The sequence below is a fragment of the Mycobacterium sp. SM1 genome (assembly GCF_018361265.1).
In the GTDB taxonomy this organism is placed as follows: domain Bacteria; phylum Actinomycetota; class Actinomycetes; order Mycobacteriales; family Mycobacteriaceae; genus Mycobacterium.
Genome location: NZ_JAFLNH010000001.1, coordinates 222,398 through 245,716, shown reverse-complemented (window position 1 = coordinate 245,716; position 23,319 = coordinate 222,398). Strand labels below are relative to the sequence as shown.

Sequence of the window (23,319 nt, the reverse complement as noted above, 5' to 3'; positions counted from 1 at the left end):
TGGAATTCCGCTCTCTATAGGGCTATGGTTCGAGTTCGGGTGGGCGTGGTGGTCGGTGCGCCCCGGTTACCAGGTGCGCCGCGCGCCCGACAAAAGTTGGGTGCCCTTCTGCCGCCAGCGGGGCTCTTTGTCTACCGTGCGGCCGGTGATGTGGCGCAGGCTGCGGATCATCGAGCCGTACACTCCCACCGCGGTGGACGAGACCTTGCCGCCGGGCGGCTCGTCCATGAATGGCATGAACTTGTCCGGGAAGCCGGGCATGGTGCACCCGATGCAGATACCGCCGACGTTGGGGCAGCCGCCGATCCCGTTGATCCAGCCGCGTTTGGGCACGTTGCATTTGACAACCGGGCCCCAGCAGCCCAGTTTGACGATGCATTTGGGTGAACCGTACTCGGTGGCGAAGTCACCCTGCTCGTAGTAGCCGGCCCGGTCACACCCCTCGTGCACGGTGCTGCCGAACAACCACTTCGGGCGCAAAGCCTCATCCAGCGGGATCATCGGTGCCTGGCCGGTGGCCATGTAGAGCAGATAGGTCAGGGTCTCGGCAAGGTTGTCCGGGTGGATCGGGCAGCCCGGGACACACACGATCGGGATTCCGGCTTTGCTCTTCCAGCTCCAGCCCAGGTAGTCGGGCACCCCCATCGCCCCGGTCGGATTGCCGGCCATCGCGTGGATGCCGCCGTAGGTGGCGCAGGTGCCCGCTGCGACCACCGCGGTCGCCTTGGGCGCCAACCGGTCCAGCCACTCGCTGGTGGTCATCGGCTGGCCGGTCGCCGGGTTGTTGCCGAACCCGCACCAATACCCTTCGCTTTTGATCGCCTCGTTGGGGATCGAGCCCTCCACGATGAGCACGAACGGCTCCAGCTCGCCGCGGTCGGCCTTGAAGAACCACTCCAGGAAGTCGTCAGCGCCCCCGGTGGGTCCGCATTCAAAGTCGATCAGCGGCCAGTGCACGGCGATTTTCGGCAACCCGGGCAGTGCCCCCAGCGCGATCTCCTCGATGCTGGGCTGAGTGGCGGCGGTCAACGCCACCGAATCACCGTCACAGCTGAGGCCGGCGTTGATCCACAACACATGGATCAAGGTTTCTTCCGCTTTGACTGCTGCTTCCGTTGGCATATCGGTGCTTTCCGGGGGGCCATGCTGAACCCCCTGCGCCGCAGGAGTCGACGGTCGGCCCACTTACGCGGCACTGTTTTTTGGGTTTACTCTCACCCGCTGGCGTTGTCAACGGATTGCCAGGGATTGCTGCGGATTGCCGGGGATTGCCGGTAAATCTTAAGAGTTTTCCACGGTTTGGCGGGATCCGTCTTTGCTCTGTATTGATTGATCCGTTTATTGGTCCACGGGGGCTAGTGTTGATAACGGCCATCGCCCGGCTCGGTCTCTTAGCGCTGCTAATACATTCACCGATCGGGGCGCTCCCAGCCGCCGTCTTGCAATCCAATTGCATCTACTTCTTGCAACTAAATTGCATCCGCGTCCGCTTTTTCAGGCCGCGAAGCCGGCCACCAAACGGCGGAGCCAGGAGAACCAGGCCGGCATACTCGCGCCCGTGCGGGCACTGGCGGGGAGCACGGGCGCCGTCGGGTTCACCTCACCGAGGCGGGCGAGATAGGCATCGACATCGACGTCGCGATGGGGATCAGGTCGATCTTGTCGAGTAGCACCGGGTCCACCGTGTGGAACATCACCGGGTGCTTCAGCGGCTTGTCGTCGCCTTCGGTCACCGCGGAGACCATTGCCTTGGCGGTCGCCGGCGTCGAACTCGGCCGGGCACACCAGGTCGCCGACGTTGTCGATGACCGACATCTTGGGCGCAAGCCTCGGACTTCAGTCTGGGGTGAGCCCATCTCGTCGTTGGCCGGGCGCAGCCCGGCGCTTAAAGAGGGCGTGCTTGGCTGTCGATGTATTGCGTGATGATCGACAGTGGTGCGCCTGCGCAGGAGACGGCGAAATACAGATAGGGACCAGAGGTGTCCGCGCATGCGGGCGCGGACACCGGCGCCACAGGTGTGGTTGGCCTCGCCGTTGCACTCCACCAGATCGATATCCCAGCTCGGCGCGCACGGCGCGCATGGTGTGCTCGGTGAAGGTGAGCATGGCGTCGGTGAGCAGTTTGCGTCGGTAGTTGGTCACAACGACGAGGTGGGTGCGCAACGGCGACACGCTGTGGCGGTTGCGGCGGTAGGTCGTGGTTGTCAGTGGTCGGCCTTATGGTGTGGGCGTGCAGGTGGGTAACGCCTACCACGTTGAGCCGGCATCAAACGCCGCTGCTGCGGTCGTGGTGTCGCAGGCTGGGCGCAAGCCGCGGGCGTGCAGCCGTGCGAAGGGCGCGCCCACGCATGTGTAGTCGTGGCCGCTGCGTCCGGGCCCAACGCAGCGCCGAGAGATTCGGACCCGGTTTTTCAGCGGTGCGCGGGTATATAACGCGGTGTTGGGCGAGTTCATCGCCCGCAGCCGGGCGGTGAAGGCCGATCCGGCCTGGCAGGCGGCCCGGGGGTTGCCGCGCCGCAGCCCCGCCGAGCGTGCGGCTCGCCGGGCGGTGTTTCGGGCTGCGCAGACCGCGCACGGGTTTAGCGTCGATGCCGCGCAGTCGTTCGCGTCGTCGCTGCGGCGCTCGTGGGTGGGGGAGCACTTGGCGGCCCAGAAGACCCAAAACCTGGGGTCGCGAGCGTTTGACGCTGTCAAGCAGTGGCACCTGGGTCAGAGGGGAAAACCCATGCGGCCGACCCGCCACCGGGTTGGTGAGGGAAAGGTGTCGTTCGATTTGGGGCCCAGCCAGCTCGCGGTGGCTGTGTCGCGCGCCGACGGGAGCTGGTCAGGTTGGGTGCAGCCGCTGGCCGATGCTTTGCGGCTGGACATGCTGCGGCTGCGCCGCGCCCAGCGGCGACTGGATCGCCAGCACCGTGCCGGCTCACCGGGCTGCTTCACCCGCGGCGGCCATTCGACAGGCCGCTGCGGGTGGCAGCGCTCGACGGCGGCGCGGCGGGCCGCGGCACGGGTGGGCGAGTCGCATCGCCGCCTGGCCGAGCACCGCAAGACGTTGCACGGGGCGCTGGGCAACAGGTTGTTGGGATAGGGCGCCGATATCGTGTGGGAACGCGTGGGCTACCTGTCGTGGCAGAAGAACTTCCCGCGCAGTGCGCGCGACCGGGCACCCGGGCTGTTCGTGGAGGTGTTGCGCCGCACGGCTGAAAGCGCCGGCGGCCAACGGCTCTCCGAGTACAGCCCATACACCACTGCCTTGTCGCAAACCTGTTTGTGCGGGAACCGCCAGAAAAAGCCGCTTTCGCAACGGGTGCATCGCTGTGAGTGCGGCATCACCGAGGACCGGGACCTGTTGTCGGCCTACCTGGGACGACACGTCCGGACGCAGGCTGATGATCTCCACCGGCTGGACTTGCAGGCAGCCAATACTGGCTGGTGGCATCGTCAGGACGTCGACGAGCCGCCGAGGCCCAGCCGTAGTGCGCAAGCACGCAAGCGGCGAGGCCGCAGGCAGCCGCCCTCTCGGAGGTCCGTGGCGCGCATCAAAGCCCGGCGTCAAGCCAAAACCGCGATGCGACGGGGCCGCTCGGCGCGAACCTCCACCGCCGGCCGGCCCACGGCGATAGCCGCATGAATGGCCATCGAGACAGCCGGCCGGCACGAGGAATCCCCGCAGTTTCACTGCGGGGAGGACGTCACCATGGGGCATCGAGGTGGCATTCGCCGCCGAAGCCGTCGCCGGTGTCGAGCAGCGATATCTGCGCTCCCCGGCCGTCCAGGTCGGCCACGTCGAGGTCGGTGGCGATGTCGCCCTCGATCACCCCCCGGCGATCTCACCGGCGAGCTCGTCCAGGGCGGCTTGCAGCACCGTCGTCTTGCCGGAGCCGGCTGAGCTCATCAAGTTCCGTGCACGAATCGTGTTGCGCTCGAATGCTTGCGGTTGATGTCGGCCCGGATGTCGTTCTCGGCGAAGATCGCCTCCAGCACGTCGATCCGCTGGGAGCCGGTGCGGTAACCACTGTGGCCGCCGTGGTGGCGCGCGCTTTTCACGAGACCTCTAGCGAGGTCACCTGGAATTCGTCACCGCGCACCACCGCGACGTCGGCGCTCTGGCAGTGTGGACACAATAGCGACCACCGCGACGTGACCACCGAGCGGCGGCCACATGAGCGGCAGTCGACCTCGGCCGGGACGAATTCGCACTCCAACTCGGCGTCGGGCATGTCCTCGTAGTCCCGAACGAGCGTCCAGCAGAAGGACAGTGACTCGGGAACCACCTGGCGCAGCGCGCCGATTTGCACGCGTACCACATCGACGTGGCGCCCGTTGGCGTAGGGTTTGACCACCCCGGCGATCGCGTGACACAGCGAGAGTTCATGCACGGCTGATCACCGCCGAGTGCCCCGAACGTCCAGGGCGCTCGCAGCCGGCCCGCCGACGTCAGCTGGAGCAGAGTTCACCAGCACCTTTGTACACCCAAGTCGTGGCTTATGTGGCAGAGCTGACGCGAAAGTTGGTGGCGATGGGCCGTGAGCTGCTCGGCTGTCTGCTCTCGGGCGTAGCTTGTTGGTCACCTGCCGTCTTGCGGCCCTGCCGATCTCGCCTTCCACATCGGGCAAGCCTTCCGCGCTACGCGCTCAAAATAGCTGAGGCACCATCACCGGTCACGCGCTAAAAGTACGTGAGACACGTCGTCGCCTTGTGCGGTGTGATAGTCGGCGATCTAGACTCTGCGCGTGGATTCGCCGCTGGTCGCTGCTCAACTGCAGGTTAGCGCCGACGGCCTTCGCGCAGGGGCTGACTGGTGTGGGGCGTTGGCGAGCAGGCTAGCGGACGATAACGCGTCGGCCAGCGCAGCTTCGCCGTGGCTGGCCAGCACCGCGGCGGTGAGTGCTGCCAACGCGCAGGTCGCCGCGGCTGGTACCCGGTGCATGTGTCGCGTGCAGGCGACGGCCGCAAAACTGGCGGCAGCGGCGAGCGGCTACACCCGGCAGGAGGCCGAGTCGACGGCCCGCTTCCGTGCGCTAGCGGTAGCGAGCCCGCAGGTGTGTTAGATGCCGGTCGTCACGGCGCTGCCGACCGTGTCTCAGGCGCAGGCGATGGACACCGCGCATCTGCGTGAGGCGGCTCAGTATTGGGAGCGCACCGCCACGCTGTGGGATGAGGTGTTCACCACCATCCACCAGCGGGTGTCCGCTCCGGGAGGCGTGCCGTGGGAGGGGCAGGCCGCGGCCAGGGAGCAGGAGCGCTCGTTGACCGACATGCTGAAGGTGCGTCCGGTGTCTTTGCAGTTGTATGAGACCGCTGGGATCGCCCGCCGCGGGGATGAGGCGCTGCCGGCGTTGCGCGACGAGGTGCTGGAGGCGATGGCCGATGCGCGGGCGGACGGCTTTGATGTCGGTGAGGATTATTCGGTTACCGACCGCTCCAGAGGGGGTTCGTCGGCGTTTCGCGCCGCCCGACAAAGCGCCGCCCGAGGGCATTCGGCTTTCATGCGTCATCGCGTCGCCGCACTGGTCGCCAAAGACCACGAAATCGCCTCCGAGATAGCCGAAACCACCGCAGGCATCGACCACCTCACCTTCCTGGAATCTCCTGGTGTCGACGACACCGTCGTCGGTGACGAGAAGCACAACGGCGTCCAACTCGTCGACAACAAAACCAGGAACCACGATTGCACCGCCCAGGATCCGGCCACACTCGGCCGCGGCAACCGGTGGTCATCGTCGGGATCGGGGTGCAACTGCCCGTTGTACTCCCACCCGATGTGTCCGCCGATCCCGTTTCGGCTCGGGGGCAGCAAGGGCACCGCGCGCCGGCCGGACTCACCGGCGACGTGCTCACCGTGCTCTCGCCGAGCTTGCCGCCATCGCAACCTGGCGGATACCGCCAACGCCACCGACAAGCAACCGCTCGGCGCCGGGCAGGCCCAGCCGCGGCGCGCGCCGTCAAAGGCACCGTTGCCGTTTCCCGAGATCAGCGCGGCCCCAACAGAATACGAAACTACGTCGTGGCCTGCGCCGCAGCCGCGGCGGACCCGCGAAAATCGAGTTGCCGACCACACGCTCAAGATTCGCGCTAAGCCGCTAAGAGTGGTGAGGCACCCCACCTGCTACCCACAAACGCAAAATAGGCGCGGCACGTCGCAAGGTTGCAAGCTCCACGGGTAAGGGCTACCCTCGACCCTCGTGCATCGTCTTTTCGATCGGGCCGTAGTAGCCGGCACCCGCAGCGGGGTCTGAACCGGACCGACCCCCCGCTGCGGGTCGGTAGCTACGAGCCGTCGGTCGCCCTGCTGACCAGAGAAGACCGGCACATGACAGTTTCGTCGTTTTCACCGTTGCAACCCCATCACCCCCCGGCGGTGTCGCGGGCGTGTTCCGCGAACTCGTGGTTCGCCGACCGATACGGCGCCCCGTTACCACGTGGCCTGCGTGAACAGGCCGATGCTATGTCGTGGGAGAGCTTCGTGGCCGCCTACTGCCAAAGCTCCGGCCCGGTCCGGCTGAGCCACTGGAGCTGCGCCGACCCCGAGCGGCCCGCTACCCGGCTCGGTCCGCATGTCCGCACTTTCCGGGCCGTGATAGCCGTCGGCGATCGCATCAGCACGGCGACGGCAGCCGCCAGCGGCCCGATCGCGGCCCTCACCGCGATGCTCTACGAGCGGGGTATCGCGGTGGAGACACTGAAGTTTCACCAACTCAGATCGCGCGAGCAGACCGCGACTTTTATCTGCGGCACCGATGGCTTGCGCGCCGAGTGGGCGATGGGCTGGTCGGACGATCCGACCCGCTCTGCCCTGGAGGCGGTGATCGCTTGCGCCAATCGGTTGGGTGACGCCCGCCCCGGGCTATAACGGGCGCAAGACTATCGGCATGCCGTCAATCGGGATCGGCATGCCGCCGTAGTCCCAGCGCGGCCGGTAGCCGGGCCGGGCCAACTCGAGCCGGTAACGGCGCAGCAGCCGATGCATGATGGTTTTGATCTCCAGCTGCCCGAACACCATGCCAATGCACTTATGGGCACCGCCACCGAAGGGCGCAAAGGCGTAACGGTGTTTTTTGTGCTCCGCCCGGGGCTCGGCAAAACGCTCGGGGTCGAACGTGTCGGGGTCGGTCCACAGCTCGGGCAGCCGATGGTTCATCCCCGGCCAGATCATCACGTTGGTGCCGCCGGGTACGTAGTAGCCCAACAGCTCGGTGTCGCGCACCGCCTGGCGCATGTTGAACGGCAGCGGGGTCACCAGTCGCAGCGACTCGTTCATCACCAGGTCAAGCGTCTCTAGCTTTTCCAGCGCGTCAATGTCTAGCGGTCCGTCGCCGAGCCGGTCCGACTCGTCTCGGGCACGCTCCTGCCAGTGCGGATGGGCGGCCAGGTGGTAGGCCATGGTAGTGGTCGTCGAGGTGGAGGTGTCGTGGGCGGCCATCATCAAAAAGATCATGTGGTTGACGATGTCCTCATCGCTGAAGCTGTTGCCGTCCTCGTCCTCGGTATGGCACAGCACCGTCAGCATATCGGTGCCCTCGGCGCTACGGCGCTCCCTGACCCGGGCGGCGAAGTAGTCCTCGAGCAGCCGGCGTGCCCGCAGGCCCCGCCACCATTTGAACGGCGGCACCGGGTAACGGATGATCGCCCCGCCCGAGCGGGTCGTGGTGGTAAATGCCTTGTTGACCTCGGCCACTAGCGCCTTATCGGTGCCCATCTCGTGGCCCATGAACACTAGCGACGCAATGTCGAGGGTCAGCTCCTTTACCGCCGGGTAGAACAGGAACCGCGCGTCGTCACTCACCCAGTCGTTGGCCACCACGTGCGAGGCGACCCGGTCGATGTGCTCGACGTAGCCGGCCAGCCGGGTGCGCGTGAAGGCCTCCTGCATGATGCGCCGGTGCGCCAGGTGCTCCTCAAAGTCCAGCATCATCAGGCCGCGCTTGAAGAACGGGCCGATTACCGGATGCCAGCCCTTCTGCGAGAAGTCCTTGTTCTTGTTGGTAAAGACCGCTTGCGTGGCGTCCGGCCCCAGCGCGGTGATGGCCGGCAAGATCGGCGAGTCGACGAAAACCACTGGGCCACGCGTCTGATACAGAAACAGCGGGTAGTCGGGCCCCTCGCGGAACAACTCGATGATGTGCCCCAGAAGCGGCAGGCCGGAGTCGCCGAGCACGGGCTTCAGTCCGCTGCCCGCAGGCGGCTCGGCCAGCACCTTCGTTTTCCACCGATGGGCGAGCAGGCGCTTCTCGATTGCTCCCATGCCCGGAATGTTGTTGAGTGTCGGCGTGAATCGGCGACGCGCCTGGTCGAGTAGGTACTTGGGGGTGCTGATAGTGCCCATCGACGCTCCTTAACCGCTCGGCGGCAAGCCAGGTGTGGCTGCGGTCACCGGCACCTATCCTTCGGACGGAATTGACGGCTGTCAAGTTTTTCGTTTTCACTCCGGTGGTGCAAGGTCGAGGGGTGGAAATCCAGCAGCACCCCCGCGGGGGCGTCGACCGGGGTCGAGTGGCGCCTACCCAACGGCGGCGGGGCGAAAAACAGCGGCAGGCGATCCTGCAGGCGGTGCGCGAGTTGCTGCAGGAGAAGCCTTTCGCCGAGCTTTCGGTGAGCACCATCAGCGACCGCGCCGGTGTGGCGCGATCGGGCTTTTACTTTTACTTCGACTCCAAATACGCGGTGCTCGCCCAGATTCTGGCCGAAGCCGTGCGCGAGCTCGAAGAACTCACCCACTACTTCGCCCCTCGTGGACCCGAGGAGTCACCGGCGGAATTCGCCAAGCGGATGGTCGGCAGTGCCGCCGCCGTCTACGCGCACAACGACCCGGTGATGGCCGCCTGCAGCGCCGCCCGTCATACCGACGCGGAGATTCGCGCCATTCTCGATCAGCAGATCGACACGGTGATCGACCAAATCATTGGTGTTGTCGAGCAAGAGATCAAGGCCGGCACCGCGCATCCGATCAGCGAGGACATTCCCGCTCTGGTTCGCACCTTGGCGGTCACCACGGCGCTCCTGCTGGCCGGCGACAGCGCTTTTCTGGGACCCGACGGGGACGTGCAGCGCGGGGTGCGGGTGCTCGAGCAGTTGTGGCTGAACGCGCTGTGGGGTGGCCCGAAAGACTGCCCGAAAGACTGCCCGAAAGACTGATAGCCATCACTTCCGGCAACGGTTGGTACCGCCGGTATCGTCACGGCAATGCAGAGCACGTTCGGCCAAGCCTGGACTGATTATTTCGCGGGGAAACGCTGTTTTCTCACCGGCGCTGCCAGCGGCATTGGGCGCGCGACCGCCCTGCGGCTCGCCGCTGCCGGCGCAGAGCTGTACCTGACCGATCGCAACGCCGAGGGTCTGGCGCACACCGTGGCCGATGCCCGCGCGCTGGGTGCGCGAGTGCCCGAGCACCGGGCCCTAGACATCGCCGACTACCACGAGGTCGCCGTGTTCGGCGCGGACATCCACACCCGGCATTCCAGCATGGACGTCGTGATGAACATCGCCGGGGTCTCGGCCTGGGGCACCGTCGATCAGCTCACCCATCAGCAGTGGAGCACCATGGTCGCGGTCAACCTGATGGGCCCGATTCATGTGATCGAGACATTCATCCCGCCGATGATGGCGGCTGGCCGGGGCGGGCATTTGGTCAACGTGTCCTCGGCCGCCGGACTGATCGCGCTGCCCTGGCACGCCGCCTATAGCGCCAGCAAGTTCGGGTTGCGGGGGCTTTCCGAGGTGCTGCGCTTCGACCTGGCCCGGCACCGCATCGGGGTGTCGGTCGTGGTGCCGGGCGCGGTGAACACGCCGCTGGTCAACACGGTCGAGATCGCTGGTGTCGACCGCGACGACCCCAGGGTCCGTCGCTGGGTGGACCGCTTCAGCGGCCACGCGGTCTCGCCGGACAAGGCGGCCGAGAAAATCCTGGCCGGCATCAAGAAGAACCGCTTCCTGATCTACACGTCGGCAGATATCCGCGCGCTCTACGCGTTCAAACGGGCGGCGTGGTGGCCCTACAGCGTGGTGATGCGCCACGCGAACGTGGTGTTCACCAGGGCGTTGCGGCCCAGCGGATGACGCTCGCATTCCCGGCGAGAGCCGGTTGGAGGCGGACCCCCAACAGCCGGACCGGCCGGTCCAGCTGGAACAAGCCGAGAACCCGCCAGCCAGCGGTGACGACATCGGCATCGGCCTGGGGGGCCGTTGCGGCTTGCGTATCTAGGTGTTGGCGGCACGTCGCAGTGCGCACGGTAACGGCGACCGCGTGGAAACAAGCCGGTTAGCGGTCTTGGGTCCTTCACCCCACAGCGCCACTGATGCCTACCAAGGGGGACAACTCCGTTTGTGAGCAGATGATGGCGCGAATTCGGCGTGCGGGTCATAGGAGGCGCAGGTGGCAACCCAACGCGGCTCGGATCGCGGTTGCCCGACGATGACCGAATTCTTGGGCCCAAGCCTCGCCATTCGTGGCGGGGTGAGCCCATCCTGTGTGTCGCCGGGCGCAGCCCGGCGCTCAGAGTGGTGGGGCTTGGCCGTCGATGTATCGCTTGATGATCGACAGCGGGGCGTCTCCGCAGGAGACGGCGAAATACGAAGGGGACCACAGGTGGCTGCGCATGCCGGCGCGCCCGCATGCGCCGGTGTATTCCCGGCGAACGGCGTAGGCCGTGCGGCCTTTGAGGCGGTGCGCCAGCGTCGAGATCGCCAGCGTGGGCGGATAAGCGAGCAGCAGATGCACGTGATCGGCTTCGCCGTTGAACTCGACCACCTCGACATCCAGCTCGGCGCACACGGTGCGCATGGTGGTGTCGGCGAAGGTGAGCATCGGGTCGGTGAACAGTTTGCGTCGGTATTTGGTCACGAAGACGAGGTGGGCGTGCAGCAGCGACACGCTGTGCCGGGCGCGGCGGTACGTCGTTTGTGTCAGTGGGCACCTCTACGGTTGAGCTGTGGGTAACAGCTACCAGCAGGCAACGACACCGGACACTATGCCGGTGGGCAAGTCGCGTGCGCGTAAGCGCCCGAAGGGCGCGCCCACGCATGTGCGGTCGTGGCCGCTGCGCCCGGCGCCGACGCAGTGCCGAGAGATTCGGACCCGGTTTTTCACCGGCGCGCGGGTGTATAACGCGGTGCTCGGTGAGTTCATCGCCCGGTGTCGCGCGGTGAAATCCGATCCGGCGTGGCAGGCGGCGCGGGAGTTGCCGGCGCGCACCGGTAAGGAGCGGGCGGCCCGGTCGGCGGCGTTCCGCACGGTCGAGCAGGCGCATGGTTTCACCGCCGATGCCGCGCAGTCATACGCCTCGTCGCTGCGGCGGTCGTGGGTGCGGGAGCACCTGCCGGCTCAGGAGACCCAGGGTCTGGGGGCGCGAGCGTTTGATGCGGTTCGGCAGTGGCACCTTCGGCAGCGGGGCAAGCCGCGGTTCAAACCGGCCAGGCGCGGGTTGCGTTCGCTGGCGGCCAAAGACGGCAACGGTGCGCTGCGGCCTAAGACTGATGCGGCGGGCCGGTTGGTGGGCTTGCAGTGGGGCGCGGGGTTTGTGATCCCGATCGCCGCGCCCGCCCAGACGGGTCGCCGTGGTAAGGAGCAGCGGGCCGAGCTTGCCGAGATCGAGGCGCTGATCGCCGCGGGCAAGGTGTTGTCCACCCGCATCGTGCGCACCGTCATCAATGGGCGCGACACCTACCGCATGCAACTGGTCTGCGATGGGCGCCCCACCCGGCGGCATCCGGTCGGTGATGGCCGGGTGTCGTTTGATCTGGGGCCCAGTCAGATCGCGGTGGCCCTCCAGCGCAGCGACGGGGCCTGGGTGGGATGGGTTGGGCCGCTCGCCGAGGCGATCCGGGTGGACACCAACAGGTTGCGCCGTGCCCAGCGGCGCATGGATCGTGCGCACCGTGCCGGCTCGCCGGGCTGCTTCAACCCCGACGGCACGCATAAGACTGGCCGCTGCGACTGGCAGCAGCGTTCCCGCGCCGCCATGCAGAGCGCCACGGTGGTAGCTGAGCAGCATCGCCGGCTCGCGCAGCACCGTAAGACGTTGCACGGGGCGCTGGCTAACAGGTTGTTGGCGCACGGCGGCGATGTGGTGTGTGAGAAGCTGAATTACGTTTCGTGGCAGAAGAACTTCCCGCGCAGTGTGCGCGACCGGGCGCCGGGGTTGCTGGTGGAGGTGATGCGCCGCAAGGCTGAAAGCGCCAGCGGTGGTCGTCTCTACCAGTACAGCCCATACACGACCGCCTTGTCGCAAACCTGCCTGTGCGGGACGAAAAAGAAAAAGCCGCTCTCCCAACGGGTGCACCGTTGCGGGTGCGGCATCAAAGAAGATCGGGACCTGTTTTCGGCCTACCTGGGACTGCACGTCCGGACGCAGGCCGATGGTCGCGACCGGCTGGACTTGCCGTCAGCCCGCGCGGGCTGGTGGCATCGTCAGGACGTCGACGAGCCGCCGAAGTCCGGCCGTAGTGCGCAAGCACACAAGCGGCGAGGCCGCAGGCATCCGCCCTCGCGGAGGTCCGTGGCGCGCATCAAAGCCCGACGCGCAGCGCGGGCCAAGACCCGACAGAGCCGCTCGGCGCGAACCTCCACTACCGACCAGCCCACGGCGTTGCTCGCAGCATGAACAACGAGACAGCTGGCCGACACGAGGAATCCCCGCATCTTCAGTGCGGAGAGGACGTCAAGGCAGGCCGGCCCGTTCGGGGCGCAGATCGACCGACACCAGGAACTGGTCGACGTCGACGTTGCAGGACCCAGCCCCGCCTCATCTGCCGCACAGCTTGCGCGCAAGGCTTTCCCACGCGTCTCCCAACATCTGCAGAGTCTGGCCGCGTTCGGCGAGCTGATACTCGACATAGTCGGCCTCCAGCAGGGCCAAGAGGGCATCGGTCTGCGCGTCCAGGTTGCCGGTCGTCCCGGCTGAATCCAGCAGCATCCGGACATGAGTGCGCTGCACCATTGCCGCTGCGCTGTAGCGAGTCTGCGGATCGCGGTTAGCCGCCGACAGCAAGGCGTGATGAGTGTGGACAAAGCACAGCCGTTCGCGGCCGAATGCGAGCAGGCGGTCCAGTGGCGGGGCGCCTGGACCCAGCGGTGGGGGGCCGAACATGAACGCTTGCTGGCTCGCCCGTTCATCCTCGTCGAGCAGCACCATCATCAAACCGGCCCGGCTACCGAACCGGCGGAAAACCGTGCCTTTGCCGACACCGGCAGCCGCAGCGATGTCGTCCATGGTGATCGCGTCGGCACCGCGTTCCGCGATCAGCCGCCGGGCCGCTTCGAGCAGCAGCACCCGGTTGCGGGCGGCGTCGCCCCGCTCCTGCGGGGTGGACACGGGCAGCACGCTCGACCGACCGAGGACGCTCACCACTGCACTGTAGCGCGGGCGGAATAAATCGGACCACAGTCCGGTTCGGTAGGTGCAGCCTGGGGGATGTAGGCCGACAACTGAAGGGACGGCGAAGATGTCGGAAATCAAAGTTTTGGCCCTGGTGGGAAGCCTGCGGGCAGCGTCGGTCAACCGGCAGATCGCCGGGCTGGCGGCGGACAGCGCGCCAGAGGGCGTCACCGTTACCGTGTTTGACGGGCTGGGGGAGCTGCCGTTCTACAACGAAGACATCGACAATGAGGCGAGTATGCCCGCCTCGGTGGCCACGTTGCGTGCGGCCGCGGCCGAGGCCGACGCGGCACTGGTGGTCACACCGGAATACAACGGCAGCGTGCCAGGTGTGCTCAAGAACGCGATCGACTGGCTGTCTCGGCCCTTCGGCAACAGCGCGTTGAAGGACAAGCCGCTGGCCGTCATCGGCGGATCGCTGGGCCGCTATGGCGGGGTGTGGGGACACAACGAGACCCGCAAGTCGTTTGGCATCGCTGGCCCGCGCGTGGTCGAGTCGATCCAGTTGTCGGTGCCGTTGCAGTCGTTGGAGGGTAAGCACCCGCGGGAGCACGCCGAGCTGGTAACCAGTGTGCGTGACGTGGTAAGCAAGCTGGCCGCCGAAGTGAGATCGAAGTGAGTTGAGGTGCCCGCGCCGGCCTAGTGGTGGGGCTTTGCTGGCCAGTGGGGCAAGCGCGGCCGTAACGTCACCCGCGGCAGTAGCCGGCCAGGGCCGTGATCCGGCGGCCGTTCGGCCGGCGGATGAGCCGCTCCGTGCCCTGCGACACGCCAGCGGGTGGTGCAGGTAGTGGCTTACCACCAGGGAATTTCATAAATGTTGTTCAGAACATCTTGTATGTCTTCTTATTGCGACCTACTAGGTGTAGTGTTTTCAGTGCCGACAGCCCTCAGGCCTCTCCGGCCCGGCGCAGCCCGGTGAGATTCCCGGCATCACGTATCGCCGGGCGCACCGTCCGGTGCCGGAATACCGGAATCCGGGGGCTTGACGGTCAACCGAACAGCCGTGCAGACGCCGTACCCGAATAGTTGCCAGCCCGTCTCGAATCCGCCACTTTCGCAGAGGAGTCGCAGAGCCGATGAGCATCACCGTGTACGCCAAGCCCGCATGTGTGCAGTGCAATGCCACGTATCGGGCGCTCGACCAGCAGGGCATCGCCTACGAGAAGGTCGACATCACCCTTGACCCCGACGCGCGGGACTACGTGATGGCGCTGGGATATCTGCAGGCCCCGGTGGTGGTGGCGGGAAACGACCATTGGTCGGGTTTTCGGCCCGACCGCATCAGGGCACTTAGCGGGGCCGCGCTCAGCGCATAGGGAAACGCACAGGGAAAGCAATCATGCGGGAAGAGGTCGCGGTGCCGCCGTGCAGCCTGGTGTATTTCTCCAGCGTGTCGGAGAACACTCACCGCTTTGTGCAGAAGCTGGGCGTTCCGGCCACACGGATACCGCTGCACGGCCGCATCCAGGTCGACCGGCCGTATGTGCTGGTGCTGCCCACCTACGGTGGCGGCCGGGCTAACACGGATCTCAGCCCGGACAGCGACGCCGGCGGCTACGTCCCCAAGCAGGTCATCGCCTTCTTGAACGACGAACACAACCGGGCGTTGCTGCGCGGGGTGATTGCGGGCGGCAACACCAACTTCGGAAGGGAATTCGGTTATGCCGGCGAGGTGATCTCCCGCAAGTGCGGAGTTCCGTACCTCTACCGCTTCGAACTCATGGGGACCGACGAGGACGTGAAAATCGTTCGCGCGGGCCTAGCCGACTTCTGGAAGGACAAGACGTGTCACCAACAGCCATCGCTGCAGAGCCGGTAACGACCAGCGCGCGCCCTTTGGCGCCGGAGGAAACCGATTACCACGCCCTGAACGCCATGCTTAATTTGTATGGCCCGGACGGCAAAATCCAGTTCGACAAGGATATTCAGGCAGCGCACCAGTACTTCCGACAGCACGTCAACCAGAACACGGTGTTCTTCCACGATCTGGACGAAAAGCTCGATTACCTCATCCAGCAGGGTTACTACGAACCCGAGGTGCTCGAGAAGTACTCCCGGGCGTTCGTCAAGTCGCTGTTCGACCGCGCTTATGCCAAGAAGTTTCGCTTTCCGACCTTCCTCGGCGCGTTCAAGTACTACACCTCATACACGTTGAAAACCTTCGACGGGAAGCGCTATCTGGAGCGTTTCGAGGATCGGGTGTGCATGGTAGCGCTTACCCTGGCCGCCGGCGACACCGCACTGGCCGAGAAACTCGTCGACGAGATCATCGACGGCCGGTTTCAGCCGGCCACCCCGACGTTTTTGAACGCCGGCAAGAAGCAGCGCGGCGAGCCGGTGAGCTGCTTTCTGTTGCGCATCGAGGACAACATGGAGTCGATCGGCCGCGCTATCAACTCGGCGCTGCAGCTGTCCAAGCGTGGTGGGGGAGTTGCCTTGCTGCTAAGCAACATTCGTGAGCACGGTGCGCCGATCAAGAACATCGAGAACCAATCCTCGGGTGTCATCCCGATCATGAAGCTTTTGGAGGACGCGTTCTCCTATGCGAACCAGCTAGGTGCCCGCCAGGGGGCCGGTGCGGTGTATCTGCACGCGCATCACCCCGATATCTACCGCTTCCTGGACACCAAGCGCGAGAACGCCGACGAGAAAATCCGGATCAAGACGCTGTCGCTGGGCGTGGTGATTCCCGACATCACCTTCGAGCTGGCCAAGCGCAACGACGACATGTACCTGTTCTCGCCGTATGACGTGGAACGGGTCTACGGGGTTCCGTTCGCCGACATCTCGGTCACCGAAAAGTATTACGAGATGCTCGATGACCCGCGAATCCGCAAGAGCAAAATCAAGGCCCGGGAGTTCTTCCAGACGCTGGCCGAGCTGCAGTTCGAGTCGGGTTATCCGTACCTCATGTTCGAAGACACGGTGAACCGGGCCAATCCGATTGCAGGCAAGATCACCCACTCCAATCTGTGCTCGGAGATCCTGCAGGTGTCCACGCCGTCGGAGTTCAATGACGATTTATCGTATGCCAAAGTAGGCAAAGATATTTCGTGCAACCTGGGCTCGCTGAACATAGCCAAGGCGATGGATTCGCCGGACTTCGCGCAGACCATCGAGGTCGCGATCCGGGCTTTGACCGCGGTGAGCGATCAGACGCATATCTGGTCGGTGCCCTCGATCGAGCGGGGCAACAGTGAGGCGCACGCGATTGGGCTAGGGCAGATGAACCTGCACGGGTATCTGGCGCGTGAGCGCATCTTTTACGGCTCCGAGGAAGCGATCGACTTTACCAACATCTACTTCTACACGGTGTGCTACCACGCTTTGCGGGCGTCGAACAAGATCGCGATCGAGCGGGGCACGCATTTCACGGGCTTCGAGCGTTCCAAGTATGCGTCGGGGGAATTCTTCGACAAGTACACCAACCAAGTCTGGGAGCCCAAGACCGACAAGGTGCGCCGGCTCTTCGCCGGTGCGGGCATCCACATCCCGACGCAGGACGATTGGCGGCGGTTGAAGGCGTCGGTCCAGGCCCACGGGATCTACAACCAGAACCTGCAGGCGGTGCCGCCGACCGGGTCGATCTCCTACATCAACCATTCGACGAGCTCGATCCACCCGATCGTGTCGAAGATCGAGATTCGCAAGGAGGGCAAAATCGGGCGGGTCTACTACCCGGCGCCCTACATGACCAACGACAACCTGGAGTACTACCAGGACGCCTACGAGATCGGCTACGAGAAGATCATCGACACCTACGCGGCGGCTACCCAGCATGTGGATCAGGGGCTGAGCCTGACACTGTTTTTCAAGGACACCGCCACCACCCGCGACGTCAACAAGGCGCAGATCTACGCCTGGCGCAAGGGGATCAAGACGCTGTACTACATCCGGCTGCGTCAGATGGCGCTGGAGGGAACCGAGGTTGAGGGTTGCGTGTCCTGCATGCTGTGATGCTCCGCCGGCTTCAGCAAACGCCGACGGCACCGCGCGATGGCACATCGCCCATGGGTGCGCGGGGGCGGTGCACCAGCAGTCGATAGGCGGCGAGTCCGGGTGTTGGTTAACACCCGTCACACCGGGTAGCCCGGTCGCAAGCGGCGCCCGCCATGACGGCACAGTGCTTCCGCGTTGCCGGTCTGCCCAGCTCACAGCCTTCAACGGGGTAAGGTGCAGGATGTGCGCAGAGTTGCCCGACCCCGGTCCGTTCGACTCCGGCCCGGTGCGAGCCCCGAGCGAAAGGTCGACGCCCGCAGTGAACGCTGGCGCGAACACCGCGAGAAGGTGCGCGGCGAAATCGTCGAGGCTGCCTTTCGCGCCATCGATCGGTTAGGCCCGGACCTGAGCGTGCGTGAGATCGCCGAGGAGGCGGGTACCGCCAAGCCGAAGATCTACCGGCATTTCAACGACAAGTCGGATCTTTTCCAGGCGATCGGGGAACGCCTGCGTGACATGTTGTGGGCGGCAATCTTCCCCTCGGTGGACTTCGCCACTAACTCGGCGCGCGACATCATTCGGCGCAGCGTCGAAGAATACGTCAACCTCGTCGACCAGCATCCCAACGTGCTGCGGTTTTTCATCCAGGGCCGCTTCCCGGAGCAGTCCGAAGTGACGGTGCGGACCCTGAACGAAGGCCGGGAGATCACGCTGGCGATGGCTGAAATGTTCAACAACGAGCTGCGTGAGATGGAGCTGGACCGCGCCGCTATTGAACTTGCCGCATTCGCCGCTTTCGGATCCGCGGCGTCGGCGACGGATTGGTGGCTCGGCCCCACACCCGACAGTCCACGACGGATGCCACGCGACCAGTTCGTCGCGCACCTGACGACGATCATGATGGGCGTCATCAACGGCACCGCCGAAGTGCTGGGCATTCAGCTCGACCCCGAGCTGCCGCTGCACAACGCGGTGCCGCGCAAACCCGCCGCAAGCTGACCGGCGGCCGAGGACTGGCTGCGGTTACCCGATCCCCGCGGCGCACCAACAGCACGAGGAGTGCGCGGACGGCCACGTCCGCCGCCGCGACGATTACCATCGCGGTGTCCAACCCTGCGGAGCACGCCCAAACTCTGGTCGGCCGGCCACCGGCCGCAGTTCAGCGCCTTGATCAGCCCGAACCCGGCCAGGAACAGCCCGCCGCGCAGCGCGGTGGCGCCCCGCACCACCCGGGCCAGTCACTCGTGCCGCGCCGGTCTGATAGTGGCGTTGACAGTCCCGGCGGCGGCGGCCAGACTGAAGATGAGAATTACCCGGTACCGGCGTTCCCAGGAAGGATTGCGGCATGACTGTAACCGAGCAAGCCGCCAACAGCGGAGCGCAGCGAACGCCGGTGCATACCCGCGCGCTGATCATCGGCACCGGGTTTTCCGGCCTGGGCATGGCAATTGCGTTGCAGCGCCAGGGCGTGGACTTCCTGATCCTGGAGAAGGCCGACGAGGTCGGCGGCACCTGGCGGGACAACACCTACCCTGGCTGCGCGTGCGATATCCCGTCGCACCTGTACTCGTTCTCTTTCGAACCCAAGCCGGACTGGACGCACTTGTTCTCCTATTGGGACGAAATCTTGGACTATCTCAAGGGGGTCACCGACAAGTACGGCCTGCGCCGCTACATCGTGTTCAACTCTCTCGTTGACCGCGGACACTGGGACGACGAGGAGTACCGCTGGCACGTGTTCACCGCGGACGGGCGGGAATATGTTGCCCAGTTCCTGATCTCGGGGGCCGGCGCACTGCACATCCCGTGCCTACCGGACATCGATGGCCGTGACGAATTCCGTGGTGCAGCTTTCCATTCCGCGCAGTGGGATCACAGCGTCGATCTGACCGGCAAGCGGGTTGCGGTGATCGGGACCGGTGCCAGCGCCATCCAGATCGTGCCCGAGATCATCGAGAAGGTCGCCGAACTGCACCTCTATCAGCGCACCCCGCCGTGGGTGGTGCCGCGTACCAACGAGGAACTGCCGGTCTGGTTGCGGCGCGCCTTGACGAACGTCCCCGCTCTGGCGTGGGCGCTGCGAACCACCATCTATTGGGGCCAGGAGGCGCTGGCCTACGGCATGACCAAGCGGCCGAACACGCTGAAGGTCATCGAGGCTCTGGCCAAATGGAACATTCGCCGCTCGGTGAAAGACCGTGAGCTGCGCCGCAAACTGACCCCGCAGTACCGGATCGGCTGTAAACGGATCCTCAACTCGTCCACCTACTATCCGGCCGTCGCAAATCCTAAGACCACGCTGATCACCGACCGCATCACCCGGATCACGCCGGCGGGTATCGTGACGGCCGACGGCACCGAGCGCCCGGTCGACGTCATCGTGTTCGCCACCGGCTTTCATGTCACCGACTCCTACACCTACGTGCAGATCAAGGGACTGCACGGCGAAGACCTGGTCGACCGCTGGAATCGTGAGGGTCTAGCTGCGCACCGGGGGATCACCGTCGCCGACGTGCCCAACCTGTTTTTCTTGCTGGGACCCAACACCGGGCTGGGGCACAACTCGGTGGTGTTCATGATCGAGTCACAGATCCGCTATGTTGCCCAGGCGATTGCGACTTGTGACCGCCTCGGCGCGCAGGCGCTGGCTCCAACTCGCGAGGCGCAGAACCGCTTCAACGATGAACTGCAGCGCAAGCTGGCCGGCTCGGTGTGGAACACCGGGGGATGCCGCAGCTGGTACCTCGACGAGCACGGCAACAACCGGGTGTTGTGGGGTGGCTACACCTGGCAGTACTGGGCCGGGACGCGCAAGCTGAATCCCGCGGAGTACCGGTTCCTTGGGGTGGGCACCGGCTCGCCGGCCGCCCGTCCAGAGCTGGCCGTCGCCGATTAATGCTGGCGGCCGGGAAGGTTTCGGCCCGAAATTCGATGCCGCGGGGTTGTCGGCGTGGCTTCTCCTCGGCCGCTGCGCGGGCCGCATCGTCGCCACGGGGGTTGTCGGCGTGGCTTCTCCGCGGCCGCTGCGCGGGCCGCATCGTCGCCACGGGGTTGTCGGCGTGGCTTCTCCGCGGCCGCTGCGCGGGCCGCATCGTCGCCACGCGGCGGGGACACGCCGCAACACTAGGTGTTGTGTTGCGCCAGCTTGTCAGCCACCAGGGGTAGTGTTTGACATGTGATTGGGCACACGGCACGTCCTGATGAAGTGGGGTTCTGGTGAGTGAGAAACTGAAGCTGATCGATCGGGTTTCGGCGATCAACTGGAACAGGCTGCAAGACGACAAGGACGCCGAGGTCTGGGATCGGCTGACCGGGAATTTCTGGTTGCCCGAAAAGGTACCGGTATCCAACGACATCCCCTCATGGAGCACGTTGACGGCCGGCGAAAAGCAGCTGACGATGCGGGTGTTCACCGGGCTGACGCTGCTGGACACGATCCAGGGCACGGTCGGGGCGGTCAGTCTGATTCCTGATGCGCTCACGCCGCACGAGGAAGCCGTTTTGACCAACATCGCGTTCATGGAGTCGGTGCATGCGCGCAGCTATAGCAGCATCTTTTCCACGCTGTGCTCTACCGCCGAGATTGATGACGCTTTCCGCTGGTCGGAGGAGAACCCCAACCTGCAGCGCAAGGCCCAGATCGTGATGGAGTACTACCGCGGTGACGAGCCGCTCAAGCGCAAGGTGGCCTCCACGCTGTTGGAGAGTTTTCTGTTTTACTCCGGGTTCTACCTGCCGATGTACTGGTCGAGCCGGGCCAAGCTAACCAACACCGCCGACATGATCCGGCTCATCATCCGTGACGAGGCTGTTCACGGTTACTACATCGGCTACAAATATCAGCGCGGTTTGGCGCTGGTGGACGAGGCCAAGCGCCAAGAGCTCAAGGACTACACCTACGAGCTGCTCTACGAGCTCTACGACAACGAGGTGGAATACACCCAGGATCTCTACGACGAAGTCGGGCTGACCGAAGACGTCAAGAAGTTTCTGCGCTACAACGCCAACAAGGCGTTAATGAACCTGGGCTATGAGGCGCTGTTCCCCCGGGATGACACCAACGTGAACCCGGCGATCCTCTCGGCGTTATCGCCCAACGCCGATGAGAACCACGACTTCTTCTCCGGATCAGGTTCCAGCTATGTGATCGGCAAGGCCGTCATCACCGAGGATGAGGACTGGGACTTCTAGGACCGCAGGTCGTGTGGCAATGGATGGTCAGGGTTGTGGGACCCGGATAGATGGCTTGTTCTTCGCGGGTCAATCACACTAGCCGTCGCGGTCTTTTCCGCCGAGGCGGTTGGCCGTATAGGGCAGCAGGAACTCAGGAAGCGGCGGCATGTGGACAGTTGACAGCCCCCCGGTAGCACTTCTCAATGCAAATTACGTTGAGAAACAAGTGATTTGATGAACAATGGCCGTGCTGATGCTCGCCAAACGACCGTCAGCACGACGTGTGGTGCGTTTGCTGCACTGGTGACGTTTGGCTGGCCGCGGCGGGCAGTCAGGTGTGTGCTGCATATCCGCGACTGATCATCCAGGCGACAACGCCTGCCGCGATCGCCAACACTCCGTAGCCTAGCGCCATGGGCCACCAGGGTCGGGCGGGCTGGGTGGGCTCCTGATGAGCGGCCAGAGCCACTAAGAAAGTGCCATTATCGGTTGGCCCGACGCCCGGCAGCGGCTGGGTTTTGGTGACCCTGATCTGGGCGCCGCTGCCGGGATCATCGATCTGCCCCCATGCCAGGGTGGAGTCGTCGAGCAGGAACGTGTCCTGGCCGCCTGCGGGTTGGCTGTCGTCATGGCCCACCACCTCCACTTGGCCGACTTCCACCACCTGGTTGGCGGCGGGGATGTAGGCCAAGACGTCCCGGTGCACTTCGGGGGGCGCCTGCGGGGTGTAGGTCGGCGGCGGTGAACCGTTCCAACCGTCCGGCGGTATCCAGGCTCCGCCGTAGAAGCTGCCGGAGGCCAGGTAGCTGCCGCCGACCGCGGTGAACGGGAACAGGCCAACGGTGGCGACATCGAGCACAATCCGGCCTCCGGCAGGCACGTACACCTCCCGGTAGGCACCGGCGTAGAAGTAACGAAAGGTCATCGCCTGACCCAGGGGGTTGTACAGAGTCGGGCGACGGTAGTCGTCATAGTCGAGGTAGTCCCAATGCCGGGGATACACCAGCGTCCGGTTGTCGGCCTTGACCAGATCAACATTGCCGCCGGGGGCGTTGATCGCATTTTGCACCTGGTGGTTGAAATCCATGTGCGTCGGCGGCGCCGGTGGGGCGGCGGGGTTAATCCTGGTCTCCGGCGCCGCCTTGGCGGCAGCGACCGCCTGAGGCGGCGCATCCAGCTCCTTTGGCGGTGTCACCAGCGGGGCGTTTCTCGGCGCCCCGGAAGCCGGCGGATTGATCGTCGGGGCCCGCCCCGGGCTCGTGCTCGGGGGCGGAGGAGTCGGCGAGACAACCTGGGGGATCTGCGAAGGGGTCGTGATCGGCGGCACGGGCTCCGGTAGAGCGGACTCCAGCGGAACCTCCGGAGTCGGTGCCGGCATTCGGCTCGGCGGAGCCTGCGCCGGGTGGGGCGGCATCGCTTTCTCGCACACGTTCGAGGTGTGATACACCTGCACGAAAAGCAGACAGTTCTGACAGGACACGGGGTTTGCAAAAGCGCCGGCACATGGAGCCGCCAGTGCCGGTCCGGCTGCGGTGGCGACCACCGCCAGCGGCGCGAAGGCCATGGCGGTTGCCGCCGCAATCCCGAGTGCTCTCACCTCATGACCTTTCGGGAACCGCATCGGCCGGGATGGCTGCGGCCACCGGAATGCGGAGGGGTAGCGGCGGCTTTGCCGTTACTGAGACAGTGTCGCACTTTTGGGGTATCGATCAAATAGGCCGGACCCGACGGCTGGTCAACCGCAGCTGGTGGTCTCACCGGGCGGGCGGCAGATGATCTGTGAATGTCTTATGAGTTATCGGGAACGGGCACTGTCACCGTAGCGCCGGTGACCCGC

21 protein-coding genes and 3 pseudogenes are annotated in these 23,319 nt (G+C 65.2%); 15 read left to right on the top strand and 9 right to left on the bottom strand.

Annotated features, from left to right (window positions below; translation table 11 throughout):
• Positions 1-66: 66 nt before the first annotated feature.
• Both MSM1_RS01115 and MSM1_RS01110 read right to left on the bottom strand, forming a co-directional pair.
• The gene (locus MSM1_RS01115) at positions 67-1,122 is read right to left on the bottom strand and encodes a hydrogenase expression protein HypE (protein WP_213439810.1); all 1,056 of its coding nucleotides are present in this window, start codon (positions 1,120-1,122) and stop codon (positions 67-69) included.
• A gap of 372 nt (positions 1,123-1,494) precedes the next feature.
• Positions 1,495-1,809, bottom strand: a pseudogene (locus tag MSM1_RS01110) (hydrogenase accessory protein HypB); the annotation flags it as partial.
• 631 nt (positions 1,810-2,440) lie between these two features.
• Between MSM1_RS01110 and MSM1_RS21390 the strand changes: the two are divergent.
• Positions 2,441-3,085: a hypothetical protein gene (locus MSM1_RS21390; RefSeq protein WP_236054703.1), complete on the top strand. Its 645-nt coding sequence runs from the start codon at positions 2,441-2,443 to the stop codon at positions 3,083-3,085.
• 12 nt (positions 3,086-3,097) lie between these two features.
• Positions 3,098-3,628 (top strand): zinc ribbon domain-containing protein, encoded by a 531-nt coding sequence (locus MSM1_RS21385; protein ID WP_307857249.1) that lies wholly within the window; start codon positions 3,098-3,100, stop codon positions 3,626-3,628.
• Between the two features lie 67 nt (positions 3,629-3,695).
• On the opposite strand, the pseudogene MSM1_RS01100 reads toward MSM1_RS21385, so the two are convergent.
• Positions 3,696-4,071: pseudogene (locus MSM1_RS01100) on the bottom strand (GTP-binding protein); the annotation flags it as partial.
• The gene (locus tag MSM1_RS01095) at positions 4,041-4,376 is read right to left on the bottom strand and encodes a hydrogenase maturation nickel metallochaperone HypA (RefSeq protein WP_213439809.1); all 336 of its coding nucleotides are present in this window, start codon (positions 4,374-4,376) and stop codon (positions 4,041-4,043) included. The pseudogene MSM1_RS01100 and the gene MSM1_RS01095, both read right to left, overlap by 31 nt.
• Positions 4,377-4,730: 354 nt before the next feature.
• Between MSM1_RS01095 and MSM1_RS01090 the strand changes: the two genes are divergently transcribed.
• From MSM1_RS01090 to MSM1_RS01080, 3 genes are all read left to right on the top strand, one after another.
• Entirely contained in the window at positions 4,731-5,048 is a 318-nt protein-coding gene (locus MSM1_RS01090) for a hypothetical protein (RefSeq protein ID WP_213439808.1), read from the top strand.
• On the top strand, positions 5,049-6,164 hold the full coding sequence (locus MSM1_RS01085) for a hypothetical protein (RefSeq protein ID WP_213439807.1): 1,116 nt from the start codon (positions 5,049-5,051) through the stop codon (positions 6,162-6,164).
• A gap of 146 nt (positions 6,165-6,310) precedes the next feature.
• Positions 6,311-6,850 carry a homocitrate synthase gene (locus MSM1_RS01080; protein ID WP_236054702.1) on the top strand — a complete coding sequence of 180 codons (540 nt, stop codon included), beginning with the start codon at positions 6,311-6,313 and terminating at the stop codon, positions 6,848-6,850.
• Here MSM1_RS01080 and MSM1_RS01075 read toward each other — a convergent pair.
• Complete coding sequence (locus tag MSM1_RS01075; RefSeq protein WP_213439806.1) at positions 6,845-8,323, bottom strand: cytochrome P450; 1,479 nt, start codon at positions 8,321-8,323, stop codon at positions 6,845-6,847. The two genes, MSM1_RS01080 and MSM1_RS01075, sit on opposite strands and share 6 nt — an antisense overlap.
• Before the next feature lie 128 nt (positions 8,324-8,451).
• Between MSM1_RS01075 and MSM1_RS01070 the strand changes: the two genes are divergently transcribed.
• Both MSM1_RS01070 and MSM1_RS01065 read left to right on the top strand, forming a co-directional pair.
• Entirely contained in the window at positions 8,452-9,132 is a 681-nt protein-coding gene (locus MSM1_RS01070) for a TetR/AcrR family transcriptional regulator (protein ID WP_307857325.1), read from the top strand.
• 48 nt (positions 9,133-9,180) lie between these two features.
• Positions 9,181-10,053 carry an SDR family oxidoreductase gene (locus MSM1_RS01065; RefSeq protein ID WP_213439805.1) on the top strand — a complete coding sequence of 291 codons (873 nt, stop codon included), beginning with the start codon at positions 9,181-9,183 and terminating at the stop codon, positions 10,051-10,053.
• Here the strand turns inward: MSM1_RS01065 and MSM1_RS22635 are convergent.
• Together MSM1_RS22635 and tnpA are read right to left on the bottom strand one after the other, a co-directional pair.
• Positions 10,025-10,237 (bottom strand): annotated as a pseudogene (locus MSM1_RS22635) (hypothetical protein); the annotation flags it as partial. The gene MSM1_RS01065 and the pseudogene MSM1_RS22635 overlap by 29 nt on opposite strands.
• A gap of 252 nt (positions 10,238-10,489) precedes the next feature.
• Positions 10,490-10,903, bottom strand: coding sequence for an IS200/IS605 family transposase (gene tnpA / locus MSM1_RS01060; RefSeq protein ID WP_213441242.1), 414 nt, complete (start codon positions 10,901-10,903; stop codon positions 10,490-10,492).
• Positions 10,904-10,925: 22 nt separating this feature from the next.
• Between tnpA and MSM1_RS01055 the strand changes: the two genes are divergently transcribed.
• Positions 10,926-12,596 (top strand): zinc ribbon domain-containing protein, encoded by a 1,671-nt coding sequence (locus MSM1_RS01055; protein ID WP_213439804.1) that lies wholly within the window; start codon positions 10,926-10,928, stop codon positions 12,594-12,596.
• 141 nt (positions 12,597-12,737) lie between these two features.
• On the opposite strand, the gene MSM1_RS01050 is transcribed toward MSM1_RS01055, so the two are convergent.
• Positions 12,738-13,340, bottom strand: a complete 603-nt coding sequence (locus tag MSM1_RS01050) for a helix-turn-helix domain-containing protein (RefSeq protein WP_374101648.1) — start codon at positions 13,338-13,340, stop codon at positions 12,738-12,740.
• A gap of 97 nt (positions 13,341-13,437) precedes the next feature.
• Here MSM1_RS01050 and MSM1_RS01045 point away from each other — a divergent pair, with 97 nt between their 5' ends.
• The 7 genes from MSM1_RS01045 to nrdF all read left to right on the top strand — a co-directional run bounded on the left by MSM1_RS01045 (position 13,438) and on the right by nrdF (position 21,500).
• Positions 13,438-13,989, top strand: a complete 552-nt coding sequence (locus MSM1_RS01045; protein ID WP_213439802.1) for an NAD(P)H-dependent oxidoreductase — start codon at positions 13,438-13,440, stop codon at positions 13,987-13,989.
• Between the two features lie 457 nt (positions 13,990-14,446).
• On the top strand, positions 14,447-14,686 hold the full coding sequence (locus MSM1_RS01040) for a redoxin NrdH (RefSeq protein ID WP_213439801.1): 240 nt from the start codon (positions 14,447-14,449) through the stop codon (positions 14,684-14,686).
• A gap of 23 nt (positions 14,687-14,709) precedes the next feature.
• Positions 14,710-15,189 carry a class Ib ribonucleoside-diphosphate reductase assembly flavoprotein NrdI gene (gene nrdI, locus MSM1_RS01035; RefSeq protein ID WP_213439800.1) on the top strand — a complete coding sequence of 160 codons (480 nt, stop codon included), beginning with the start codon at positions 14,710-14,712 and terminating at the stop codon, positions 15,187-15,189.
• Positions 15,156-17,327, top strand: a complete 2,172-nt coding sequence (gene nrdE / locus MSM1_RS01030; protein WP_213439799.1) for a class 1b ribonucleoside-diphosphate reductase subunit alpha — start codon at positions 15,156-15,158, stop codon at positions 17,325-17,327. The genes nrdI and nrdE overlap by 34 nt, the downstream gene beginning before the upstream one ends.
• Before the next feature lie 216 nt (positions 17,328-17,543).
• A complete protein-coding gene (locus MSM1_RS01025; protein WP_374101647.1) occupies positions 17,544-18,308 on the top strand; it encodes a TetR/AcrR family transcriptional regulator in 765 nt (254 codons plus the stop codon).
• Between the two features lie 346 nt (positions 18,309-18,654).
• Positions 18,655-20,205 carry an NAD(P)/FAD-dependent oxidoreductase gene (locus MSM1_RS01020; RefSeq protein ID WP_213439797.1) on the top strand — a complete coding sequence of 517 codons (1,551 nt, stop codon included), beginning with the start codon at positions 18,655-18,657 and terminating at the stop codon, positions 20,203-20,205.
• A gap of 320 nt (positions 20,206-20,525) precedes the next feature.
• Positions 20,526-21,500 (top strand): class 1b ribonucleoside-diphosphate reductase subunit beta, encoded by a 975-nt coding sequence (nrdF, locus tag MSM1_RS01015; RefSeq protein ID WP_213439796.1) that lies wholly within the window; start codon positions 20,526-20,528, stop codon positions 21,498-21,500.
• 313 nt (positions 21,501-21,813) lie between these two features.
• On the opposite strand, the gene MSM1_RS01010 is transcribed toward nrdF, so the two are convergent.
• The gene (locus MSM1_RS01010) at positions 21,814-23,103 is read right to left on the bottom strand and encodes a hypothetical protein (protein WP_213439795.1); all 1,290 of its coding nucleotides are present in this window, start codon (positions 23,101-23,103) and stop codon (positions 21,814-21,816) included.
• Positions 23,104-23,319: the final 216 nt, after the last annotated feature.

Coding starts and splice junctions, on each gene's coding strand:
- MSM1_RS01115 (WP_213439810.1), bottom strand. CDS start 1,122: ATGCCAACGGAAGCAGCAGTCAAAGCGGAAGAAACCTTGATCCATGTG.
- MSM1_RS01085 (WP_213439807.1), top strand. CDS start 5,049: ATGCCGGTCGTCACGGCGCTGCCGACCGTGTCTCAGGCGCAGGCGATG.
- MSM1_RS01080 (WP_236054702.1), top strand. CDS start 6,311: ATGACAGTTTCGTCGTTTTCACCGTTGCAACCCCATCACCCCCCGGCG.
- MSM1_RS01075 (WP_213439806.1), bottom strand. CDS start 8,323: ATGGGCACTATCAGCACCCCCAAGTACCTACTCGACCAGGCGCGTCGC.
- MSM1_RS01065 (WP_213439805.1), top strand. CDS start 9,181: ATGCAGAGCACGTTCGGCCAAGCCTGGACTGATTATTTCGCGGGGAAA.
- MSM1_RS01045 (WP_213439802.1), top strand. CDS start 13,438: ATGTCGGAAATCAAAGTTTTGGCCCTGGTGGGAAGCCTGCGGGCAGCG.
- MSM1_RS01040 (WP_213439801.1), top strand. CDS start 14,447: ATGAGCATCACCGTGTACGCCAAGCCCGCATGTGTGCAGTGCAATGCC.
- nrdI (WP_213439800.1), top strand. CDS start 14,710: ATGCGGGAAGAGGTCGCGGTGCCGCCGTGCAGCCTGGTGTATTTCTCC.
- MSM1_RS01020 (WP_213439797.1), top strand. CDS start 18,655: ATGACTGTAACCGAGCAAGCCGCCAACAGCGGAGCGCAGCGAACGCCG.
- MSM1_RS01010 (WP_213439795.1), bottom strand. CDS start 23,103: ATGCGGTTCCCGAAAGGTCATGAGGTGAGAGCACTCGGGATTGCGGCG.